At 62.6% G+C, this 17,813-nt stretch carries 22 protein-coding genes; 11 read left to right on the top strand and 11 right to left on the bottom strand.

Annotation, left to right across the window (positions count from 1 at the left end; all coding sequences use genetic code 11):
• The gene (locus PCJ21_RS19930; RefSeq protein WP_269933187.1) at positions 1-480 is read right to left on the bottom strand and encodes a DUF2628 domain-containing protein; all 480 of its coding nucleotides are present in this window, start codon (positions 478-480) and stop codon (positions 1-3) included.
• A 2-nt stretch (positions 481-482) separates the two neighbouring features.
• On the bottom strand, positions 483-1,082 hold the full coding sequence (gene hisB / locus PCJ21_RS19925; protein ID WP_269933186.1) for an imidazoleglycerol-phosphate dehydratase HisB: 600 nt from the start codon (positions 1,080-1,082) through the stop codon (positions 483-485).
• A gap of 191 nt (positions 1,083-1,273) precedes the next feature.
• Here hisB and hslV point away from each other — a divergent pair, with 191 nt between their 5' ends.
• From hslV to PCJ21_RS19895, 6 genes are all read left to right on the top strand, one after another.
• Positions 1,274-1,822 (top strand): ATP-dependent protease subunit HslV, encoded by a 549-nt coding sequence (hslV, locus tag PCJ21_RS19920; protein WP_184768408.1) that lies wholly within the window; start codon positions 1,274-1,276, stop codon positions 1,820-1,822.
• Positions 1,812-2,327 carry a GNAT family N-acetyltransferase gene (locus PCJ21_RS19915; RefSeq protein WP_269933185.1) on the top strand — a complete coding sequence of 172 codons (516 nt, stop codon included), beginning with the start codon at positions 1,812-1,814 and terminating at the stop codon, positions 2,325-2,327. Before hslV ends, PCJ21_RS19915 begins: the two co-directional genes overlap by 11 nt.
• Before the next feature lies 1 nt (position 2,328).
• Positions 2,329-2,925: a DUF2585 domain-containing protein gene (locus tag PCJ21_RS19910; protein ID WP_269933184.1), complete on the top strand. Its 597-nt coding sequence runs from the start codon at positions 2,329-2,331 to the stop codon at positions 2,923-2,925.
• The gene (locus tag PCJ21_RS19905; RefSeq protein WP_269933183.1) at positions 2,925-3,995 is read left to right on the top strand and encodes a hypothetical protein; all 1,071 of its coding nucleotides are present in this window, start codon (positions 2,925-2,927) and stop codon (positions 3,993-3,995) included. Before PCJ21_RS19910 ends, PCJ21_RS19905 begins: the two co-directional genes overlap by 1 nt.
• A gap of 29 nt (positions 3,996-4,024) precedes the next feature.
• Positions 4,025-5,332 (top strand): ATP-dependent protease ATPase subunit HslU, encoded by a 1,308-nt coding sequence (hslU, locus tag PCJ21_RS19900; RefSeq protein ID WP_269933182.1) that lies wholly within the window; start codon positions 4,025-4,027, stop codon positions 5,330-5,332.
• 173 nt (positions 5,333-5,505) lie between these two features.
• Positions 5,506-6,465 carry a DUF1402 family protein gene (locus tag PCJ21_RS19895; RefSeq protein ID WP_269933181.1) on the top strand — a complete coding sequence of 320 codons (960 nt, stop codon included), beginning with the start codon at positions 5,506-5,508 and terminating at the stop codon, positions 6,463-6,465.
• A 62-nt stretch (positions 6,466-6,527) separates the two neighbouring features.
• Here the strand turns inward: PCJ21_RS19895 and PCJ21_RS19890 are convergent, their stop codons facing one another.
• From PCJ21_RS19890 to PCJ21_RS19875, 4 genes are read right to left on the bottom strand one after another with little or no spacing between them, the layout of a single operon-like run.
• Complete coding sequence (locus PCJ21_RS19890) at positions 6,528-6,902, bottom strand: helix-turn-helix domain-containing protein (protein WP_269933180.1); 375 nt, start codon at positions 6,900-6,902, stop codon at positions 6,528-6,530.
• The gene (locus PCJ21_RS19885; protein ID WP_269933179.1) at positions 6,899-7,447 is read right to left on the bottom strand and encodes a Smr/MutS family protein; all 549 of its coding nucleotides are present in this window, start codon (positions 7,445-7,447) and stop codon (positions 6,899-6,901) included. The genes PCJ21_RS19890 and PCJ21_RS19885 overlap by 4 nt, the downstream gene beginning before the upstream one ends.
• Entirely contained in the window at positions 7,444-8,550 is a 1,107-nt protein-coding gene (gene mltA / locus PCJ21_RS19880) for a murein transglycosylase A (protein WP_269933178.1), read from the bottom strand. The genes PCJ21_RS19885 and mltA overlap by 4 nt, the downstream gene beginning before the upstream one ends.
• 22 nt (positions 8,551-8,572) lie before the next feature.
• Positions 8,573-9,280: a Tim44/TimA family putative adaptor protein gene (locus PCJ21_RS19875; protein WP_269933177.1), complete on the bottom strand. Its 708-nt coding sequence runs from the start codon at positions 9,278-9,280 to the stop codon at positions 8,573-8,575.
• Between the two features lie 207 nt (positions 9,281-9,487).
• On the opposite strand from PCJ21_RS19875, the gene PCJ21_RS19870 reads away from it, so the two are divergent.
• Positions 9,488-9,979, top strand: coding sequence for an FxsA family protein (locus PCJ21_RS19870; RefSeq protein WP_269933176.1), 492 nt, complete (start codon positions 9,488-9,490; stop codon positions 9,977-9,979).
• A 94-nt stretch (positions 9,980-10,073) separates the two neighbouring features.
• The gene (gene secB, locus PCJ21_RS19865; protein WP_109578258.1) at positions 10,074-10,568 is read left to right on the top strand and encodes a protein-export chaperone SecB; all 495 of its coding nucleotides are present in this window, start codon (positions 10,074-10,076) and stop codon (positions 10,566-10,568) included.
• Between the two features lie 63 nt (positions 10,569-10,631).
• Here the strand turns inward: secB and dnaQ are convergent, their stop codons facing one another.
• From dnaQ to PCJ21_RS19840, 5 genes are all read right to left on the bottom strand, one after another.
• Complete coding sequence (gene dnaQ / locus PCJ21_RS19860; RefSeq protein ID WP_269933175.1) at positions 10,632-11,357, bottom strand: DNA polymerase III subunit epsilon; 726 nt, start codon at positions 11,355-11,357, stop codon at positions 10,632-10,634.
• A 53-nt stretch (positions 11,358-11,410) separates the two neighbouring features.
• Positions 11,411-12,016 carry a dephospho-CoA kinase gene (gene coaE / locus PCJ21_RS19855; RefSeq protein ID WP_269933174.1) on the bottom strand — a complete coding sequence of 202 codons (606 nt, stop codon included), beginning with the start codon at positions 12,014-12,016 and terminating at the stop codon, positions 11,411-11,413.
• Complete coding sequence (locus PCJ21_RS19850) at positions 12,013-12,858, bottom strand: shikimate dehydrogenase (protein WP_269933173.1); 846 nt, start codon at positions 12,856-12,858, stop codon at positions 12,013-12,015. Before PCJ21_RS19850 ends, coaE begins: the two co-directional genes overlap by 4 nt.
• A complete protein-coding gene (locus PCJ21_RS19845; protein WP_269933172.1) occupies positions 12,851-13,450 on the bottom strand; it encodes a Maf-like protein in 600 nt (199 codons plus the stop codon). Before PCJ21_RS19845 ends, PCJ21_RS19850 begins: the two co-directional genes overlap by 8 nt.
• 135 nt (positions 13,451-13,585) lie before the next feature.
• Positions 13,586-14,407, bottom strand: coding sequence for a pyruvate, water dikinase regulatory protein (locus PCJ21_RS19840; protein ID WP_269933171.1), 822 nt, complete (start codon positions 14,405-14,407; stop codon positions 13,586-13,588).
• A 401-nt stretch (positions 14,408-14,808) separates the two neighbouring features.
• On the opposite strand from PCJ21_RS19840, the gene hemE reads away from it, so the two are divergent.
• The 3 genes from hemE to rho all read left to right on the top strand — a co-directional run bounded on the left by hemE (position 14,809) and on the right by rho (position 17,803).
• The gene (gene hemE / locus PCJ21_RS19835; RefSeq protein WP_269933170.1) at positions 14,809-15,843 is read left to right on the top strand and encodes a uroporphyrinogen decarboxylase; all 1,035 of its coding nucleotides are present in this window, start codon (positions 14,809-14,811) and stop codon (positions 15,841-15,843) included.
• Positions 15,840-16,373 carry a protoporphyrinogen oxidase HemJ gene (gene hemJ / locus PCJ21_RS19830; protein ID WP_269933169.1) on the top strand — a complete coding sequence of 178 codons (534 nt, stop codon included), beginning with the start codon at positions 15,840-15,842 and terminating at the stop codon, positions 16,371-16,373. The genes hemE and hemJ overlap by 4 nt, the downstream gene beginning before the upstream one ends.
• A 164-nt stretch (positions 16,374-16,537) precedes the next feature.
• Positions 16,538-17,803: a transcription termination factor Rho gene (gene rho, locus PCJ21_RS19825; protein ID WP_269933168.1), complete on the top strand. Its 1,266-nt coding sequence runs from the start codon at positions 16,538-16,540 to the stop codon at positions 17,801-17,803.
• The last annotated feature ends 10 nt before the right edge of the window (positions 17,804-17,813 follow it).

The following is a 17,813-nucleotide window of genomic DNA, read 5'->3' as shown; positions in this document are numbered from 1 at the left end:
TCAGTTTCTTCCGGGATATTGCAGGAGGCCAAGCGCTGCCCCAGGGGACTGGGCGCGCGCGGCGACAGGGGATGCGGCGATCGTCGTTGCTTCGGGTTGCGCCTCGACATGGCCGTCGGCGAAGAAATAGCGCGCCTCGGCGTCTTCAGTCGAATCCGCCTCGATGACGCCCCATTCGCGCCAGCCGGCGCGCCGCAGCGCGGCAATGCGCAGCGTACCGCCTTCGAGCCCGACATAGAGCGAGATCAGCAGCGGCAAAAGCGGCGCGGCCAGGGTGAGCCCGGCCCATTCGCTGAGCCCGGCAAGCGCCAGCGTCGCCGCAAGGGTGACTATCGCCTCCAGCCACAGCCGGTGCCAAAGCAACCACAGGACCGGCATGATGAAGCCGAAGAAATAGAAGCCGTCACGAACAAAAACGGCACCTTCGGAAGCGCTTCTTCCCGCCGAGGCCGGCGGCTCCATGACAACATGGATGGCCATGGCTATCCCTTCAGGCTGCCCTTGGTGGAGGGTACTGCGTCAGGCTGGCGCGGATCGCTTTCAAGCGCCATGCGCAATGCGCGCGCGACAGCCTTGAAGCAAGTTTCGGCGATATGATGGTTATTGGCACCATAGTGATTGGTGACGTGCAGGGTGATGCCGGCGTTCTGGGCCAGCGCCTGGAAGAACTCGCGCACCAGCTCGGTGTCGAAGGTGCCGATCTTGGGGGCAGAGAAGTTGACGTTCCAGACCAGGAACGGGCGGCCCGAGACGTCGATGGCCGCGCGCGTCAGGGTCTCGTCCATGGCGAGATCGATCGAGGCGTAACGCATGATGCCACGGCGATCGCCGAGCGCCCTGGACAGCGCCTGCCCGAGCGCGATGCCGCAATCCTCGACAGTGTGGTGGTCGTCGATGTGCAGGTCGCCCTTGGCCGTGACCTTCATGTCGATCAGCGAATGCCGCGACAGCTGGTCGAGCATGTGGTCGAAGAAGCCGACGCCGGTGGCCATTTCCGAACGGCCGGCGCCATCGACATGGACCGATACGGAAATCTCGGTTTCCTTGGTCTTGCGGCTGACTTCGGCGGAACGGGGGGCCATTGGCGGATCCTTGTCCTTAAAAACGTCAGCCTAATAACAGCATGAACGGCCCATTGCCAATCGCCGCGAAAGGCCAATTCGTCATTGCTTTGGCCGATTTGCATTCCTTGCGCGGCGGCATACATAAGATCGAACTTCCACTCGTAACGCGCACGCCGCCAAAGAGGGGCAGCGCGCCATCGGAGCAACATATGTCCAACGAACAGAGCATGCACGCCACAACCATCGTGACCGTGCGCAAGGGCAACAAGGTGGTGATCGCCGGCGACGGCCAGGTCAGCCTTGGCCAGACCATCATGAAGGGCAATGCCCGCAAGGTTCGCCGCCTCGGCAAGGGCAACGTGATCGCCGGATTTGCGGGCGCCACCGCAGATGCCTTCACCTTGCTTGAGCGGCTCGAAGCCAAGCTAGAGCAGTATCCGGATCAACTGACGCGCGCCTGCGTCGAGCTCGCCAAGGACTGGCGCACCGACCGCTATCTGCGCCGGCTCGAGGCGATGATGCTGGTGGCCGACAAGAACGTGTCGCTGGCCCTGACCGGCACCGGCGACGTGCTGGAGCCGGAATTCGGCGTCATGGCCATCGGCTCGGGCGGAAACTACGCGCTGGCTGCCGCGCGCGCCTTGATGGACACCGACAAGGACGCCGAAGAGATCGCCCGCAAGGCGATGCAGATCGCCGCCGACATCTGCGTCTACACCAACCACAGCTTCGTGATCGAAACGCTCGATGCCGAGTGAGGCAGCCGCGCACTACGACTTCCGTCCGGTGACACGGGCCGACCTGCCTGTCATCAAGGCATGGTTGGCCCAGCCGCATGTCGCCGAATGGTGGGATGATCCGGAAACCGAGATCGTCGCGATCGCGGACCATCTCGACAGCATCTCCGTCGAGCCGCTGATCGTCGAGCTCAACGGCAAGCCGATCGCCTACCTGCAAAGCTACGATCCGCACATGGAAGACGACCATCCCTACCACGACCAGCCATTCGGCACGCTCGGCATCGACCTGTCGATCGGCCCGCCCGAGCTGCTCGGCAAGGGCCATGGCTCGGCCATCCTGATGCAGTTCGTCGCGGAGTTGTTCGAAGAGGGCGTGCCACGCGTCATCATCGACCCGGATCCGTCCAACAAGCGGGCGATCCGGGCCTATGAAAAGGCGGGCTTCGAGGCGTTCGATACACGAACATCGGTTTACGGGCCCGCGCTGATGATGGCGCGGGATGCAGATGAGGGGGAGTTCTAGCTTGGGTGTTTCGGGGGGAACGGAGGCCGGCGAGCGCGAGCGGCTCGGCTGGTGGCTGCTGGTCGCAGCGCTGATAATCGCAGGCCAGGCGGTTGTGCTCTACTGGATGGGGCGCATCCCGATCTGCGAATGCGGTTACGTCAAGCTCTGGCACGGGGTGGTGAAAAGCTCTGGCAACTCCCAGCACATCGCCGACTGGTACACCTTCTCGCACATCATCCACGGCTTCCTGTTCTATGCGCTGCTCAAATGGCTGGCGCCGAAAAGCTCGTTCGGCTTGCGGCTGGCGGTTGCCATCGGCATCGAAGTGGCTTGGGAACTGGCCGAAAACAGCGACGCCATCATCAATCGCTACCGCGAAGGCACGATTTCCTTCGACTACTATGGCGACAGCATCATCAATTCGGTCGCCGACACGCTCGCCATGGTGCTGGGCTTTGTCATGGCGGCGCGACTTCCGGTGTGGAGCGTTATTGCGCTGGCGCTCATCTTCGAGATCGGCGTCGGTTATCTGATCCGGGATAACCTGACGCTCAACGTCATCATGCTGGTCTATCCGCTCGAGGCGATCAAGCAATGGCAAGCGGGGATCATGTGATGGCCAATCCTTCGACACCTTCGGACGAGCTTGCCATTTCGCCTGGCGCCTTGCGCGCCGCCGTCGACAGCGGCCTTGTGACCGCCGATCAGGCGCAAGGGCTGCGCAACCTGGAAATCGCCAGGACATCAACCTTGGATGCCGAACCGCACGACGACGAGAAGTTCCGTTTCATTTCGGGCTTCAGCGACATCTTCGTCACCATAGGGCTGGGGCTGTTCCTGGGCGCCTTGTCCTACTTCTGCGCCGAACTGGTCGGCGACGCCGGCATGTACGGCATAATCGCGCTGGCCAGTTGGCTGCTGGCCGAATATTTCACGGGCAAACAGCGCATGGCCTTGCCCAGCATCGTGCTCCTGCTGGTCTTTGCCGTTGCGGTTTTCATGGCGGTGGCCGCAGAGATCAATCCGGCAGCAAGCGTCGGCATGGATTTCAGCAACCAGTCGGGATGGCCGCTCGTCGCTGCCGGCCTAGTTACTGCCGGCGCAACTGCGCTGCACTACCGGCGCTTCCATGTGCCGGTGACCATCGCCGCAGGCGCTGCATCGCTGGTTGCGGCCGCCATCGGCATCCTGTTCATGGTCGCGCCGGATTTCGCCACCCAGGCGGCCAAGCCTTTGTTGCTCGCCTGCGGGCTCGCGGTGTTTTCGCTGGCGATGCGGTTCGACCTGAGCGACCCGCTGCGCCAGACCCGGCGCACCGACATCGCCTTCTGGCTGCATATGCTGGCCGCGCCGCTGATCGTCCACCCGCTGGTCAGCGGGCTGGTCGGAGAGGGCGGTTCCGAAGCGGCATCGGCGTGGAGCATCCTGGCGATCTTCACCGCGCTGGCCTTCGTCGCGCTTGTCGTCGACCGCCGCGCCATTCTGGTGTCGGGCCTGTCCTATGCCGGCTTCGCCTTCGGCTCTCTGGTCGTCAAGGCCGGGCTTGCCGACGGTGTCGTACCGCTCACCATGCTGGTGCTGGGCGCCTTGGTGCTGCTGCTCAGCGCCGGCTGGCATGCGCTGCGCAGGGCCTTCCTGCCGCTGCTGCCTGCCGCCCTTGCACGCCGACTTCCAGCCCATACATAAGCCCCAACCGAGTATTCGAGAGTATCGCCATGTCCACATTCTCCCCCCGTGAGATCGTTTCCGAACTCGACCGCTTCATCATCGGCCAGAAGGACGCCAAGCGCGCCGTGGCGATTGCGCTGCGCAACCGCTGGCGCCGGCAGCAGCTGGAAGGCCAGATGCGCGAAGAGGTCATGCCCAAGAATATCCTGATGATCGGACCCACCGGCGTCGGCAAGACCGAGATTTCGCGCCGCCTCGCCAAGCTGGCGGGGGCGCCGTTCGTCAAGGTCGAGGCAACCAAGTTCACCGAGGTCGGCTATGTTGGCCGCGATGTCGAGCAGATCGTCCGCGATCTTGTCGAGGTGGCCATCGGCCTGGTGCGCGAAAAGATGCGCGAAGACGTCAAGGCGCGCGCCCACGTCAACGCCGAGGAGCGCGTGCTCGAGGCGCTGGTCGGCAAGACCGCCAGCCCCGCAACGCGTGACTCGTTCCGCAAGAAGCTGCGCGACGGCGAACTCGACGACAAGGAAATCGAGGTCCAGGTCGCCGACACCGGCACCGGCGGAATGCCGAGCTTCGACATTCCCGGCATGCCGGGCGGCAATGTCGGCGTGCTCAACATCAACGACATGCTGCAAAAGGCGATGGGCGGCCAGCGCACCAAGACGCGCAAGACCACTGTCAAGGAATCCTATGCCCTGCTGATCTCGGACGAGTCCGACAAGCTGCTCGACCAGGAAGAGGTGGTGCGGCGCGCGCTTGAAGTGACCGAGAACGAAGGCATCGTGTTCCTCGACGAGATCGACAAGATCGCGCGCGGCGACGTTCAGGGCGGACCTTCGCGCGAAGGCGTGCAGCGGGACCTCTTGCCGCTCGTCGAAGGCACGACTGTTGCCACCAAGTACGGGCCTGTGAAGACCGACCATATCCTGTTCATCGCCTCGGGTGCATTCCACGTCTCCAAGCCGTCGGACCTGCTGCCCGAGCTTCAGGGCCGCCTGCCGATCCGCGTCGAGCTGCGCGCACTCGAAAAAGATGATTTCCGCCGCATCCTGACCGAAACCGAAGCCAGCCTGATCAAGCAGTACATCGCCTTGATGAACACCGAAGGCGTGGCGCTCGATTTCACCGATGACGCCATCGACGCGCTTGCCGGCATTGCCGTCGATCTCAATGCCAGTGTCGAGAACATCGGTGCCCGGCGTTTGCAGACGGTGATGGAGCGCGTGCTCGACGAAATCTCCTATGACGCGCCCGATCGCAATGGATCGTCGGTGAAGATCGACGCGGCCTATGTCCAAAAACATGTCGGCGATCTGTCCAGGAACACAGATTTGTCGCGTTTCATCCTCTAAAAGCACCGTGGCGGTCCCGTCCCGGCGGGGCCGCCAACATCTGCGGGATACGGCCGTTCTGTGGCCGAATGGAAGCATCGGGCCACCTTTCGCTCCACCCGCTTGACAACGCTCTCGACTAAGCCGGGGGCATTTTCTAGTTTGCCCCGATAGAGCTTGGGCAGCGGCGGCGTATGAAAAGAGCAATTCTCACGGCATTCCTTCTCGCGGTGGCGCTTGGCGCGCCGCAAGCGTGGGCGACGACCGTGGTCGCCCCTGGCAACGTTCATGCCGAACAGCCGCAGGTTCCCGGCGCCTCGTCCAAGCGTACCAAGGCCGGCAAGACGACGTTCGACGCCAAGTACCGCAAGGTTTATGCCCTGCTCAAGAACGACAGCGAGCTGCGCGGCAAGATCCAGAAGGTGGCGCGGGCCTATGGCATCGACCCGATGCACATCGTCGGCGCCATCGTCGGCGAGCATACCTACAATGTCGACGCCTACGACCGGCTGCAGACCTACTATGTCAAGGCTGTGTCCTACCTGACCAGCAACCTTACCTTCGCCTATGACGGCGAGGACATTTCCGACTTCATCAAGCGTCCGCAATTTGCCGAATGCGCTGCAAAGTCTGGCAGCTACGACATCTGGGAATGCCGCGAGGCGGTGTGGAACCAGCAGTTCCGCGGCAGGTCCGTCGGCGGCAAGAGCTTCCCCAACGACCGTTTCAGCGCCACTTTCTTCCAGCCCTTCTATGCCGGGCAAACCTTCGGCATCGGCCAGCTCAACCCGCTTACCGCGCTGCAGATGAGCGACGAGGTGCATAAGGTCTCCGGCCTGCCCAAGCTGGACGAGCGCGACCCGAACGCCGTCTACAAGACGATCATGGACCCCGACCTGACGCTGCCCTATGTGGCGGCGACGCTGAAGACGTCGATCGACGCCTACCGGCGCATTGCCGGCTTCGACATCTCCGGCAACCCGGGCATCACCTCGACGCTCTACAACATCGGAAATCCCGAGGCGCGCGCCTACGCGCTGAAGGTCGAAAACGAGCGCCGTCGTGCCGCGGGCGAAGCCGACAAGGTACCGGAAGAGAACTATTACGGTTGGCTGGTCAACGACAAGCTGGCCGAGCTGCAGGCGCTGTTCTAGGAATGCGGCGTTCTTTCGTGGGCAAACGCCTTGCAGAGCCGCCCATATCCCCGCGTTCGTCCCTAGACTTTCTTCTTCCCGGCCAGCGCCTTGCGCAGCTGGAGATTGAGCACGACCAGTTCGGCCTCTTCCAGTTCGCCGATGGCAGCGGCCAGCGTGTTAGCCAATTCCGTGGCTGCCGGCGACAGACCCGACGTGTCGACGACGACGCGCGGATGGGAACCCTCGGCCAGCTTCTGCAACTCCTCGGCGTCATCCCAGATGACGTTGAAGTAGCCGATGATCTTCTGGATCATTGGCCAGCTCGGCACGCCGCGATGGCCGTGTTCGAGCGCCGACAGATAGGCGGCGCTGACGCCAATGCTCGCCGCCATGTCCTTTTGCCTGACGCCGCGCTCCAGACGAAGCTCGCGGATGCGTTCGCCAAACGGCGTCATGATCCAACCCTTCGCCGAAGCCTGATGTAGATCGCGCCGGAACCGCCATGGTGCCGTGCCGCATGGTCGTGGCTCGAAACCAGCATGCGAAACGGCGCCGTGTCCAGCCATGCCGGCACCATGCGCTTCAGGACACCATCACCACCCTTGGAATTGCCCTTGCCGGTGATGACCAGCACATAGCGCACGCCGCCGGCATGGGCGCGCGACAGGAACATCAGCAGCAGCGAATAGGCTTCGTCCTGCGTCATGCCATGAAGATCGACTCGGCCTTCGATCGGCAGGCGGCCCTTGGAAAGCTTGTCGCGGGTCGGCTCGTCGAGCGAATGGGCGACATACAGGCGCTTGGGCGCGGCGGCCGGGGCCGGGGCCGGCGCGGCAGCGACCCTGGCCGGAGTGGCATCGGGCTTCGGCGCATCCATCAAGGCGGGAATGTCGGGAATTTCGATCGCGCGCTTGCCCTTCAAGGGCATGGCCGTGCGCGCGATGACGTTCCACAGCACGCGCTCTTCTTCGCTCAGCTTGCGCTCGCGCCTGGTGGTCATGACGGCATCTCAGCGAACAGGGCCTTTGGCAGCAGCGCGAAGAAATCGGCCTCGGCGCGGACGACGCCGGCAATTTCACCCGCCGCATCGCCCGAACCGGCGAACAGATCGCCGCGGGCCGGACCGGTGATCGCGGAACCCGTGTCCTGGGCGATCATCAGCCGGGCAAACGGCATTTGGTCGAAAGCCGTCAGTTGCGGCGCGGAGATGAAAAATGGCGTTCCGAAGGTGTGAAGCAGCCGGTCGACGGCCACCGAGCGGCCGGGCGTCAGCGGCACCTTGGCCGCGGCGATCGGGCCCAGCGCCGGATCGTCCACCACCGCATTCCTGAAGAAAATGTAGGAGCGGTTGCGCCACAGGATCTCGTCGATGCGCTGCGGCTTGGCCTTGAACCAAGCGCGGATCGACTGCATCGTCACCTTTTCAAGCGGAATCTCGTCGATTTCGACCAAAATTCCGCCGGGACCGGTGAAACGCTGGCCGGATTTTGCCGAAAAAGTCACCCGCCGCAGTGAGCCATCAGTCATCTTGAGCCGAGCCGCGCCCTGCACGTGAATGAAAAAGGCATCGACCGGATCGGCGACCCAGGCGATTTCCAGTCCCTGGTCCGCAAGCGCGCCCTGCTCGATTGCCGGACGGTCGAAATACTCGACCAGCCCCTCTGGCGTCTGCCGGGCAAAGGCAAGATACGGGTCCATGCCGGCGGGGCGATTGGCGTCGTCCACATCGGCCAGGTCGGCCGGCCGCGACAGCAACGGTACTCGAAAGACTTCGGTTTCGGTCTCCGATGCCGCGACCTCAGGCTCATAGAAGCCGGTGACAAACCCGGCCGGCCTCTCCTCGGGCGTAACAAAAGCCGGCACGAAATGGCGCTCGAAGAATGCCCGGGCCTGAGCCGGAGAAAGCATGCCGAGTTCGCGGGCTTCAGCGTAGGATTGAGCAAAAGCGGTGAAATCGACGCCGAGCGCGCCAGTTCGGTAGGGTTTGGTCAGCACATGATGCGCCGAACGGCGAAACGCCTCGAAGGCGGCCGACTGGTCGTCGTCCGCCCAGCCGGGCAGGTCAGCGAAACCTACCTGCCGAAATGTGGGAGAAACCGGCACGGGCTTGGCCCGTCACGCGAGATCAGTCTTCTTCCTCGGTCGCGACCAGCTTCCAGTTCGGGTCGCGCGAACGGGTGTCGCGGGCGAAGGTCCAGACATCCTTGACCTCGGCCACGGTCTCCGGATCGCCGTCGATGACATCGCCGGCCTTGTCACGCGTTGCCGATATCAACTCGGAAATGATGCGCAAGGTGACATGGGCCTCGCTGCCCTTCATCTCTGCCGACACGATGTCGGCCTTGTTGATGCCGACGAAGGACGACTGGATCTTTTCAGAACGGCTCTCGCGATCGTTGATCGCGGCGACGAAACCGTCGAACACTTCACGCGACAGCAGGTTCTTCAGCGTCTTACGGTCACCGTCGGCATAGGCCATGACGATCATTTCGTAAGCCATCTTGGCGCCTTCGACGAAGCCCTTGGGTTCGAACGAGGCATCCTGGTCCTTGATGGCGCGCAGTCCCTTGTTGAGGTCGGTGCCGGGCTTGGCGAACGCGTCGATGGCCACATAGGCCTCGTCGTTGTTCGGTCCGGCAGTGCGCTTTCCGGGCAGCGACACGACATTGTCGGTCTTGCCGTTGGCGTCCTGCGGCTTGCTGCGCGCCGCAGTATAGGGGTCGAATGGCGGCCGCTCATTGCCGGTCCGGCGTCCAAGCACGTTGCGCAGTTGGAAAAAGATCACCACCGCTGCAATCAGAAAGAAAATCGTGCCGAAATCGAAGAATTGCATATCTTCCGCCGATCCGTCCCTTGTTCGCGGACGAAGCCCGCTTATCTGCCAGTTTCCGGCCGTATGCCGTCTTAGCTACTGCATATAGAACGCATGCGCCGATCATTCAAATCAAAGGCACAATGCACTATCTAAAGATGTATGCACATTGCCTGTGGCAGGCATTTGGCCTGCACGTCAACCGAACCAATTGGATAGACACCGCTGATGCTCCCGCTGCTGCTTCTTGCCCTGCCATTGCTCGAGATTGCCGGTTTCGTGGTGGTCGGCAGCGAAATCGGCGTGCTGGCGACGATCGGACTGGTGCTGCTCAGCGCCGTCGCCGGCTCCATATTGCTGCGGGTGCAGGGATTTGGCGCCATGAACCGCGCCCGCGCCGAAATTGACGCGGGGCGCGACCCGAGCCGGGAACTTGCCAATGGAGCGATGATCGCTGTCGCCGGCATCCTGCTGGTGATCCCGGGATTCATCAGCGACATCGTCGGCATCCTTCTGTTCCTGCCGCCGGTGCGCGCGCTTGCCTGGCGCTATCTCAGCAAGCGCATCACCTTCGCAACCGACTTCCGCGGCTTCAGTCGCCATGGCGGACCCGGACCCGGCGGCAAGACAATCGACCTCGACGAAGACGACTTTTCGCGTCAGCCCGACCCGAATTCGCCCTGGCGCTCATTGCCGGACGACCAGCGCAGCCGCGACTGACGCCGGCAAAACCTTGTCTTGAAGGGCCGAGCATGGTAGCCAACGCGCCACTTCCAATAGGCCGCGTGCGGCCGAGCCAAGAGGACATGGGCTTATGGCCACTAATGAAGCGCCGGAAGGCGCCAACGGCAACGGTAACGCAACTCAGCCGACGCTCAACGTGCTGGCCCAGTATGTGAAGGATCTTTCCTTCGAGAGCCCCGGCGCACCGAACTCGCTGCGCGGCCGTGACAAGGCTCCTGGCATCAACATCAACGTCAACGTCAACGCCAATCCGATGACGGACAAGCAATTCGACGTCAATCTGACACTGAGCGCAAAGGCAGCCTTCGACAAGGACGTGCTGTTCAACGTCGAGCTGGTCTATGGCGGCGTGTTCCGCATCGACGGCTTCCCGCAGGAACACATGCTGCCGCTGCTCTTCATCGAGTGCCCGCGCCTGCTGTTCCCGTTCGCTCGCCAGATCATCGCCGAAGCGACGCGCAACGGCGGCTTCCCGCCGCTGATGCTCGACCCGATCGATTTCGCCCAGATGTTCCAGCAGAAGATCGCCGAGGAACAGGCAGCTTCCAAGGTCAAGGTCAGCTAAGACCGAACCCGGAAACACCGAATTCGAAAGCCCGGCCCAGCGCCGGGCTTTTTTCGTTGCCGGCTATTGGATGTCGGCTGGTTCGGCGGGCGCCAGATGCTTGGCCCAGATCGCCTTTTCGCCGAGCGAGCTGACCAGCTTGTCGTGCGCGGCACGCTCGGCCTCACTGAGGCGCGCGGGCAGCGGTTCGGGGCGCGCCGCAACGACAATCTCGATCTGGCGGTCGTTGCCGGCATTGCCGTTGGACGACGAAAAGCTGTCCAGGACAAGCGCCGACTGCTTGCCGCCGATCAGTTCGATGTAGACTTCAGCGAGCAGTTCGGAATCGAGCAACGCGCCGTGCTTGGTGCGGCGGCTGTTGTCGATGCCATAACGACGGCACAGCGCATCGAGCGAATTCGGCCCCATCGGGTGCTTGCGACGGGCTAGGGCAAGGGTGTCGACCAGGCGGCCCGAGTCGATGGCCGGCTGGTCGAGCCGCGCAAATTCCGCATTGATGAAGCCAAGGTCGAAGCCGCCATTGTGGGCGACCAGCTTGGCACCGTCGATGAACGCCATGAACTCTTCGATGATCTCAGGGAAAGCGGGCTTGCCCTCGAGATCGGCATTGGAGATGCCGTGCACTTCCTGCGCGTCGGGATGGACCTGCCGTCCCTGCGGATTGATGTATTTGTGGAATGTGTTGCCGGTCGGAAAGCGGTTGATCATCTCGATCGCGCCGATTTCGATCACGCGGTCCTCGCGATTGTCGAGCCCGGTGGTTTCGGTGTCGAAAATGATCTCGCGCAACTGATGATTCTCCTTGCCGCGAGCATGCGCCCGCGGCCTGCGGCCGGACAAGCCTAGTGGGTTTTGGGCAACGGCTTTCCCACCGTCAAATCGTCGACGATGGCCTGAACCTGGTCGCGCGCATGCTCCAGGCCGTGGCCGGTATCGACGATGTAGTCGGCAAGCTTGCGCTTTTCGGCGTCCGGCACCTGCTTGGCGAGGATGGCTTCGAACTTCCCGACGCTCATGCCCGGACGGGCAAGCACACGTTCGCGCTGCATCTCGGCCGGGGCGGTGACGACGACCACCTTGTCGACCCGTCCACGACCGCCGGTTTCAAACAGCAGCGGAATGTCGAGGGCGACGACCGGCACGCCGGCGGCGCGGTTGCGCTCGAGGAATGCGTGTGCATCGGCACGCACCAGCGGATGGATGATGCCTTCGAGCCGCTTCAGCGCCGCCGCATCGCCCAGCACATGACGGGAAAGCTCGGCACGGTCGACCACGCCGTCCTTTACAGTTCCCGGGAAGGCGGCCTCGATCAACGGTGCGGCCTCTCCGGCATAGAGGCGGTGCACGGCCTCATCGGAATCATGCACCGGCACCCCGGCCTCGACGAGCATCTTGGCGGTGGTCGATTTGCCCATGCCAATGGAGCCGGTCAGTCCGAGGACGATCATTTCTTGCGATCCAGGTCAGCGACAATGAGTGCGCGGAGTTCCGGGGTGACCTCCGGCCTGACGCCGAACCAGCGCTCGAAACCGGGAACGGCCTGATGCAGAAGCATGCCCAGCCCGTCGACAGTCCTCAGGCCACGCGCCTTTGCGGCAGCCAGCAGCGGCGTTTCGAGCGGTACATAGACGATATCGGTGACAATCGCGCTGTCGGGCAGGGTGGATGGGTCGGCGGGCAAGCCTTCGTTACCATGCATTCCCAGCGCCGTGGTGTTGACCAAAAGCCCGGCATCAGTGAGCAATTCCGTGGTTGCAGCCTGGGCATGGCCGGTCACACCGCTGCCGAACTGATGCGCCAGCTCGATTGCCCGGCCAACCGTGCGATTGACGATCCTGATGTCGTCGAAGCCACGCTGCTTGAGAGCATGGACGATCGCGCGCGACGCGCCACCTGCGCCCAGCACGACGGCGGTGCCCCCCTTGTCCGCCCAACCGGGCGCAAGGTGGTCGAGATTGGCGGCAAATCCATAGGCGTCGGTGTTACCGCCCCAAAGCGCGCCATCCTCGAGCCATAGCGTATTAACGGCCCCGATCTGCTCGGCTGCCTGATCGCGGCGCTGCACCGAGGCGAACGCCATCTCCTTGTGCGGAATGGTGACGTTGCCGCCGCGATAGCCGGCAGCGGCAAGACCACTGAGGAAGCGCACGAAATCAGCGGGCGCAACGTCAATCGGCGCATAGCTGCCGTCGATGCCGTGGCTCCTCAGCCAGTGGCCATGAATGATGGGAGAACGGGAATGCGCGATCGGGTGGCCACAAACAAATGCCTTCAAGTCCGTTTCAGCCATCAATCGCGCCCAGTTTTCTCAGTTCCGCCAGCACCGGCAACAGCGGCAATCCGACGATGGTAAAATAGTCGCCTTCGATCCTGTCGAAGAGTTGGATGCCTTCGCCCTCGATCTGGTAGGCGCCAACGCTCGACAGCGCCTTGTTGCCGACACGGGCAAGATGGCGGCCGATGAAAGCGGGCTCCAGATGCCGCATCGTCATGGACGCGACCGCAACATGGCGCCAGAGCGGCTCGCCGTCGCGGACCAGCACCACGGCGCTGTTGAGGTGATGCGTCTTGCCGGAGAGCTTGAGCAGGTGGCGGCGCGCGGCCTCCATGTCAGCAGGTTTGTGAAAGACCTCGTCGCCGAGGGAAAGCGTCTGGTCGCAGCCGAGCACGAGCCGGCCCGGATGCTCCTCGCTCACCGCGACCGCCTTGGCCTCGGCCAGCACCATCGCCACATCCTCGGGCGAGGCCCCGCTCTCCGCCAGCGGCGCCTCGAGCGCACGCTCGTCGAGATCTGCCGGAATGGCCTCGACCTCGACACCTGCGTTTTCAAGCATCTTCTTCCGGAACGGACTTCCAGAGGCCAGGATGAGCTTTTCGGTCACGGCTTTTCTCCCGAATGCGTTGCAGGAAAGCTTATCAACTCACTGCCACAGGATTGGTCCTAACGCATCGGCCCGTAAAGCGGAATCGCTTTTCGAAGGGCATGGCAGCGTCTTTCTGCCACGAGCGTGCCGGACCTAGCGGTTCTTGTTGCGCAGCGCGACGATGGCCGCAGCCGTCTCTTCGATAGAACGGCGGCTGACATCGATCATCGGCCAATTGTGGCGCGTGCAGATCTGGCGCGCATAGGCCAGTTCCTCGGTGATCGAGGCGCGGTCGACATAATCCTGCGCGTCGAAGGCCATCGTCGTTCCGAGTATCCGGTTCTGCCGAACATGGGAAATGCGTTCGGCCGTCGCGATCAGCCCGACAACCAGCGGCGTCTTGGCCTGGACGAGGCTTTCCGGCACGGGCACGCCGAGCACGATCGGGATGTTGGCCGTCTTGATGCCGCGGTTGGCGAGATAGATGCTGGTCGGCGTCTTCGACGTCCTGGATATGCCGATCAGCACGACATCGGCCTGCTCCATGTCCGAAGGGAGCTGGCCGTCGTCATGTTCCATGGTGAAATTGAGCGCGTCGATCCGCCGGAAATATTCGGCGTCGAGCACGTGCTGGGCGCCGACGCGGCGGCCGGCCGGCGCGCCGAGATAGGACTGGAAGACCGACAGCACCGGCTCCAGAACTGACACGCAAGGCAAACCCATCGTGGCGCAGCGGCTGTCGATGATGCCGGCGAGATGCTGGTCGACGACAGTGTAGAGCACGATGCCCGGCTCCTCCTCGATATCGTCGAACACCTTCATCAGCTGCTTCTCGGTCCGGATCAGCGGGTAGATGTGCTCGATCGCGCGGGCATCCTTGTATTGTGCCGAAGCCGCGCGCCCCGCCGCCAGAAGCGTTTCGCCCGTGGCGTCGGAAATCAGGTGCAGATGGAAGAAGCTTTGGGGTTTGTTCACAGTGGGAGCCTGGGTCTGTGGTCAAATGTGGATAAACGGCCGTGTCGGCCGGAAGCGAACGTGTGGACTGTATCAGATGGCCAGTTGTCCACAATTCGCCCTGCTGTCAGTTCGCCCGAAGCGATGGGGAGGATTGTGGGGATTGTTTTTTCGTCCCTCGTCGCCCACAGAATCAGCACCATATGGGCTGCGTCGTAGAACTTTGATTCAAATCGTTGAATCCTCGTCGCACACGAAGTTTTCCCCAGTGGCGAATTCGGCCGCGCGTCACTATGACAAGTGGATATCTCAGGCCGCCTATGGACAGTTCGCAATTCTCGATTCCAACAGACTCTAAGAATTAGAAGAATCCCTTCGGTAAAAATTTTTGTTTATAGAAGGCACAAGGAAAGGCAGACCTGATGCCCGTAAAACGCGCTCTGCTCGACGTCCTCAAAGGCACAAGCCTCGAGGTTCCTCCGCTCTGGATGATGCGCCAGGCAGGCCGCTATCTCCCTGAATATCGGGAGAGCCGGAAGCAGGCCGGCAGCTTCCTCGATCTTTGCTACAATCCCGATCTCGCGGTCGAAGTGACGCTGCAGCCGATCCGGCGCTTCGACTTCGACGCTTCGATCCTGTTTTCCGATATTCTCGTCGTGCCGCATGCGCTTGGCCGCGACCTTCGCTTCGAAGAAGGGCGGGGCCCGATGATGACGCCGATAACGCCTGCCGAGATTGCAGCGCTCGACGGTTCAAAGTTTCACGTGAATCTCGAACCCGTCTACGAAACGGTTCGGCGGCTCCGCCGCGAACTGCCCGAGACGACGACGCTGATCGGGTTCTGCGGCGCGCCATGGACTGTGGCTACCTATATGATCGCTGGTCATGGCACGCCGGACCAGGCGCCGGCGCGGCTGTTTGCCTATCGCGAACCGGTAGCGATGGCGCAACTGCTTTCGACCCTTGCCGACCATTCGGCCGCCTATCTCATCCGTCAGATCGAGGCTGGTGCCGATGTGGTGCAGATCTTCGATTCTTGGTCGGGAGTTCTCGACGAAGCCACTTTTGAAGCATGCTGTGTCAAGCCGGTGGCCGAGATCGTGCGCAAGGTTCGCGCGGTCCATCCGGATGTTCCGATCATCGGCTTCCCGAAAGGTGCTGGCGCACAACTCGACAGCTACAGGCAAAGGACCGGCGTGACCGGTCTGGGTCTCGACTGGACGGTTCCGGTGTCGCAGGCCAGGCGCTTGCAGGCGGGCGGCGCGGTGCAGGGCAATCTCGATCCGTTGCGGCTGGTTGCCGGCGGCCGGGCGCTGGAAGAGGGCGTCGACGCTATCCTCGAGGGGCTTGGTTCCGGACCCCTGATCTTCAATCTGGGACACGGGATCACGCCGGAGACGCCGATCGCTCATGTCGAGGCGATGGTGAACCGCGTTCGCAAGGCAAAAGGCCAATGAGCGCTGCCCAGGTTTCGAACGGCCGCGCCGCGGCCAAACGCGCCGTCATCGCCATCTTGACGTTGATCGTTCTGACAGCCTTGCTGTTTGTTGTGGCTCCGGACGGGTTCTACCCGTGGGCCAAGGCGGTCCATGTCATCGCGGTGATCTCCTGGATGGCCGGCATGCTTTATCTGCCGCGTCTGTTCGTCTACCACGCCGAGGCCGAGAAGGGGTCGGTCCAGTCCGAGACCTTCAAGGTCATGGAGCGGAGGCTTCTGGTCGCCATCATCAATCCGGCGATGATCGTCACCTGGGTGTTCGGGCTGTGGCTGGCCTGGAAGGGCTTTGGCTTCGCCGGCGGCTGGCTGCATGCCAAGCTGGCCGCGGTGCTGCTGCTTTCAGGCGTGCATGGCTATCTCTCGGCGTCGGTTCGGCGTTTTGCCGAGGACCGCAACGAAAAGCCGTCGCGGCACTGGCGCATTGTCAACGAGATTCCGACGGTGCTGATGATCGTCATCGTCATACTGGTGGTTGTAAAGCCGTTCTGACGACCTTAAATTTGCTGGACTGCGCCTTGCTCTTTCATTTCGGGAGAGCTAAAAGGCTCTTCTTCCTTCCCGCCATGCGCCGCCCCATTCTCATTCCCTGGCCGCGCCCGGCGCTTATCGCAAAATGCCGATAGCCAATCCTTCCCCACGCTCAGAGTCCGTCTATGCAGGAAACTAAACTCGCCGAATTCAAGAACAAGAAGCCGCCGGAGCTGATCGCTTACGCCGAATCGCTCGAGGTCGAGAACGCCAGCGTCATGCGCAAGCAGGAGCTGATGTTCGCCATCCTCAAGAAGCTGGCGGCCCAGGATATCGAGATCATCGGCGATGGCGTCGTCGAAGTGCTGCAGGATGGTTTCGGCTTCCTGCGCTCGGCCAACGCCAACTACCTGCCGGGTCCGGACGATATCTACATCTCACCGTCGCAGATCAGGCGTTTTTCGCTGAAGACCGGCGACACGGTGGAAGGCCCGATCCGCAGCCCGAAGGAAGGCGAACGCTACTTCGCGCTGCTGAAGGTCAACACGATCAATTTCGACGATCCGGAAAAGATCCGTCACAAGATCCACTTCGATAACCTGACCCCGCTCTATCCGACCTCGCGGCTCAAGATGGAGGTCGACAACCCGACCACCAAGGATATCTCGCCGCGTGTCATCGATCTCGTGGCGCCGCTGGGCAAGGGCCAGCGCGCGCTGATCGTGGCGCAGCCGCGCACCGGTAAGACCGTGCTGTTGCAGAACATCGCGCACTCGATCACGACCAATCACCCGGAATGCTACCTGATCGTGCTTCTGATCGACGAGCGGCCGGAGGAAGTCACCGACATGCAGCGTTCGGTCAAGGGCGAGGTCGTATCCTCGACCTTCGACGAGCCGGCGGTGCGTCACGTGCAAGTCGCCGAAATGGTCATCGAGAAAGCCAAGCGCCTGGTCGAACATGGCCGCGACGTCGTCATCCTGCTCGATTCGATCACCCGCCTCGGCCGCGCCTACAACACCGTCGTGCCGTCATCCGGCAAGGTGCTGACCGGCGGTGTCGACGCCAATGCGCTGCAGCGCCCGAAGCGCTTCTTCGGCGCCGCGCGTAACATCGAGGAAGGCGGTTCGCTGACAATCATCGCAACTGCGCTGATCGACACCGGTAGCCGCATGGACGAAGTCATCTTCGAAGAGTTCAAGGGCACCGGCAACTCGGAGATCGTGCTCGATCGCAAGGTTGCCGACAAGCGCATCTATCCGGCGATGGACATTCTCAAGTCGGGTACGCGCAAGGAAGACCTGCTCGTCGCGCGCCAGGACCTGCAGAAGATCTTCGTGCTGCGCCGCATCCTGGCGCCGATGGGAACGACCGATGCGATCGAGTTCCTCATCGACAAGCTCAAGCAGACCAAGACCAATGCCGATTTCTTCGATTCGATGAATACCTGACCGCAACAGA

Origin of the sequence: Aminobacter sp. HY435 (assembly GCF_027568395.1) — a bacterium.
GTDB lineage: Bacteria > Pseudomonadota > Alphaproteobacteria > Rhizobiales > Rhizobiaceae > Aminobacter.
This window is presented reverse-complemented; position numbering and strand designations above follow the sequence as displayed.

Bases quoted from the DNA above. Each gene is read 5' to 3' on its own strand.
- PCJ21_RS19875 (WP_269933177.1), bottom strand. From the start codon at position 9,280: ATGCAATTCTTCGATTTCGGCACGATTTTCTTTCTGATTGCAGCGGTG.
- hemE (WP_269933170.1), top strand. From the start codon at position 14,809: ATGCCCGTAAAACGCGCTCTGCTCGACGTCCTCAAAGGCACAAGCCTC.
- PCJ21_RS19915 (WP_269933185.1), top strand. From the start codon at position 1,812: ATGCCGAGTGAGGCAGCCGCGCACTACGACTTCCGTCCGGTGACACGG.
- rho (WP_269933168.1), top strand. From the start codon at position 16,538: ATGCAGGAAACTAAACTCGCCGAATTCAAGAACAAGAAGCCGCCGGAG.
- PCJ21_RS19930 (WP_269933187.1), bottom strand. From the start codon at position 480: ATGGCCATCCATGTTGTCATGGAGCCGCCGGCCTCGGCGGGAAGAAGC.
- hslV (WP_184768408.1), top strand. From the start codon at position 1,274: ATGTCCAACGAACAGAGCATGCACGCCACAACCATCGTGACCGTGCGC.
- coaE (WP_269933174.1), bottom strand. From the start codon at position 12,016: ATGATCGTCCTCGGACTGACCGGCTCCATTGGCATGGGCAAATCGACC.
- PCJ21_RS19885 (WP_269933179.1), bottom strand. From the start codon at position 7,447: ATGACCACCAGGCGCGAGCGCAAGCTGAGCGAAGAAGAGCGCGTGCTG.
- hisB (WP_269933186.1), bottom strand. From the start codon at position 1,082: ATGGCCCCCCGTTCCGCCGAAGTCAGCCGCAAGACCAAGGAAACCGAG.
- PCJ21_RS19890 (WP_269933180.1), bottom strand. From the start codon at position 6,902: ATGACGCCGTTTGGCGAACGCATCCGCGAGCTTCGTCTGGAGCGCGGC.
- PCJ21_RS19895 (WP_269933181.1), top strand. From the start codon at position 5,506: ATGAAAAGAGCAATTCTCACGGCATTCCTTCTCGCGGTGGCGCTTGGC.
- PCJ21_RS19905 (WP_269933183.1), top strand. From the start codon at position 2,925: ATGGCCAATCCTTCGACACCTTCGGACGAGCTTGCCATTTCGCCTGGC.
- hemJ (WP_269933169.1), top strand. From the start codon at position 15,840: ATGAGCGCTGCCCAGGTTTCGAACGGCCGCGCCGCGGCCAAACGCGCC.
- hslU (WP_269933182.1), top strand. From the start codon at position 4,025: ATGTCCACATTCTCCCCCCGTGAGATCGTTTCCGAACTCGACCGCTTC.
- PCJ21_RS19850 (WP_269933173.1), bottom strand. From the start codon at position 12,858: ATGGCTGAAACGGACTTGAAGGCATTTGTTTGTGGCCACCCGATCGCG.
- secB (WP_109578258.1), top strand. From the start codon at position 10,074: ATGGCCACTAATGAAGCGCCGGAAGGCGCCAACGGCAACGGTAACGCA.
- PCJ21_RS19870 (WP_269933176.1), top strand. From the start codon at position 9,488: ATGCTCCCGCTGCTGCTTCTTGCCCTGCCATTGCTCGAGATTGCCGGT.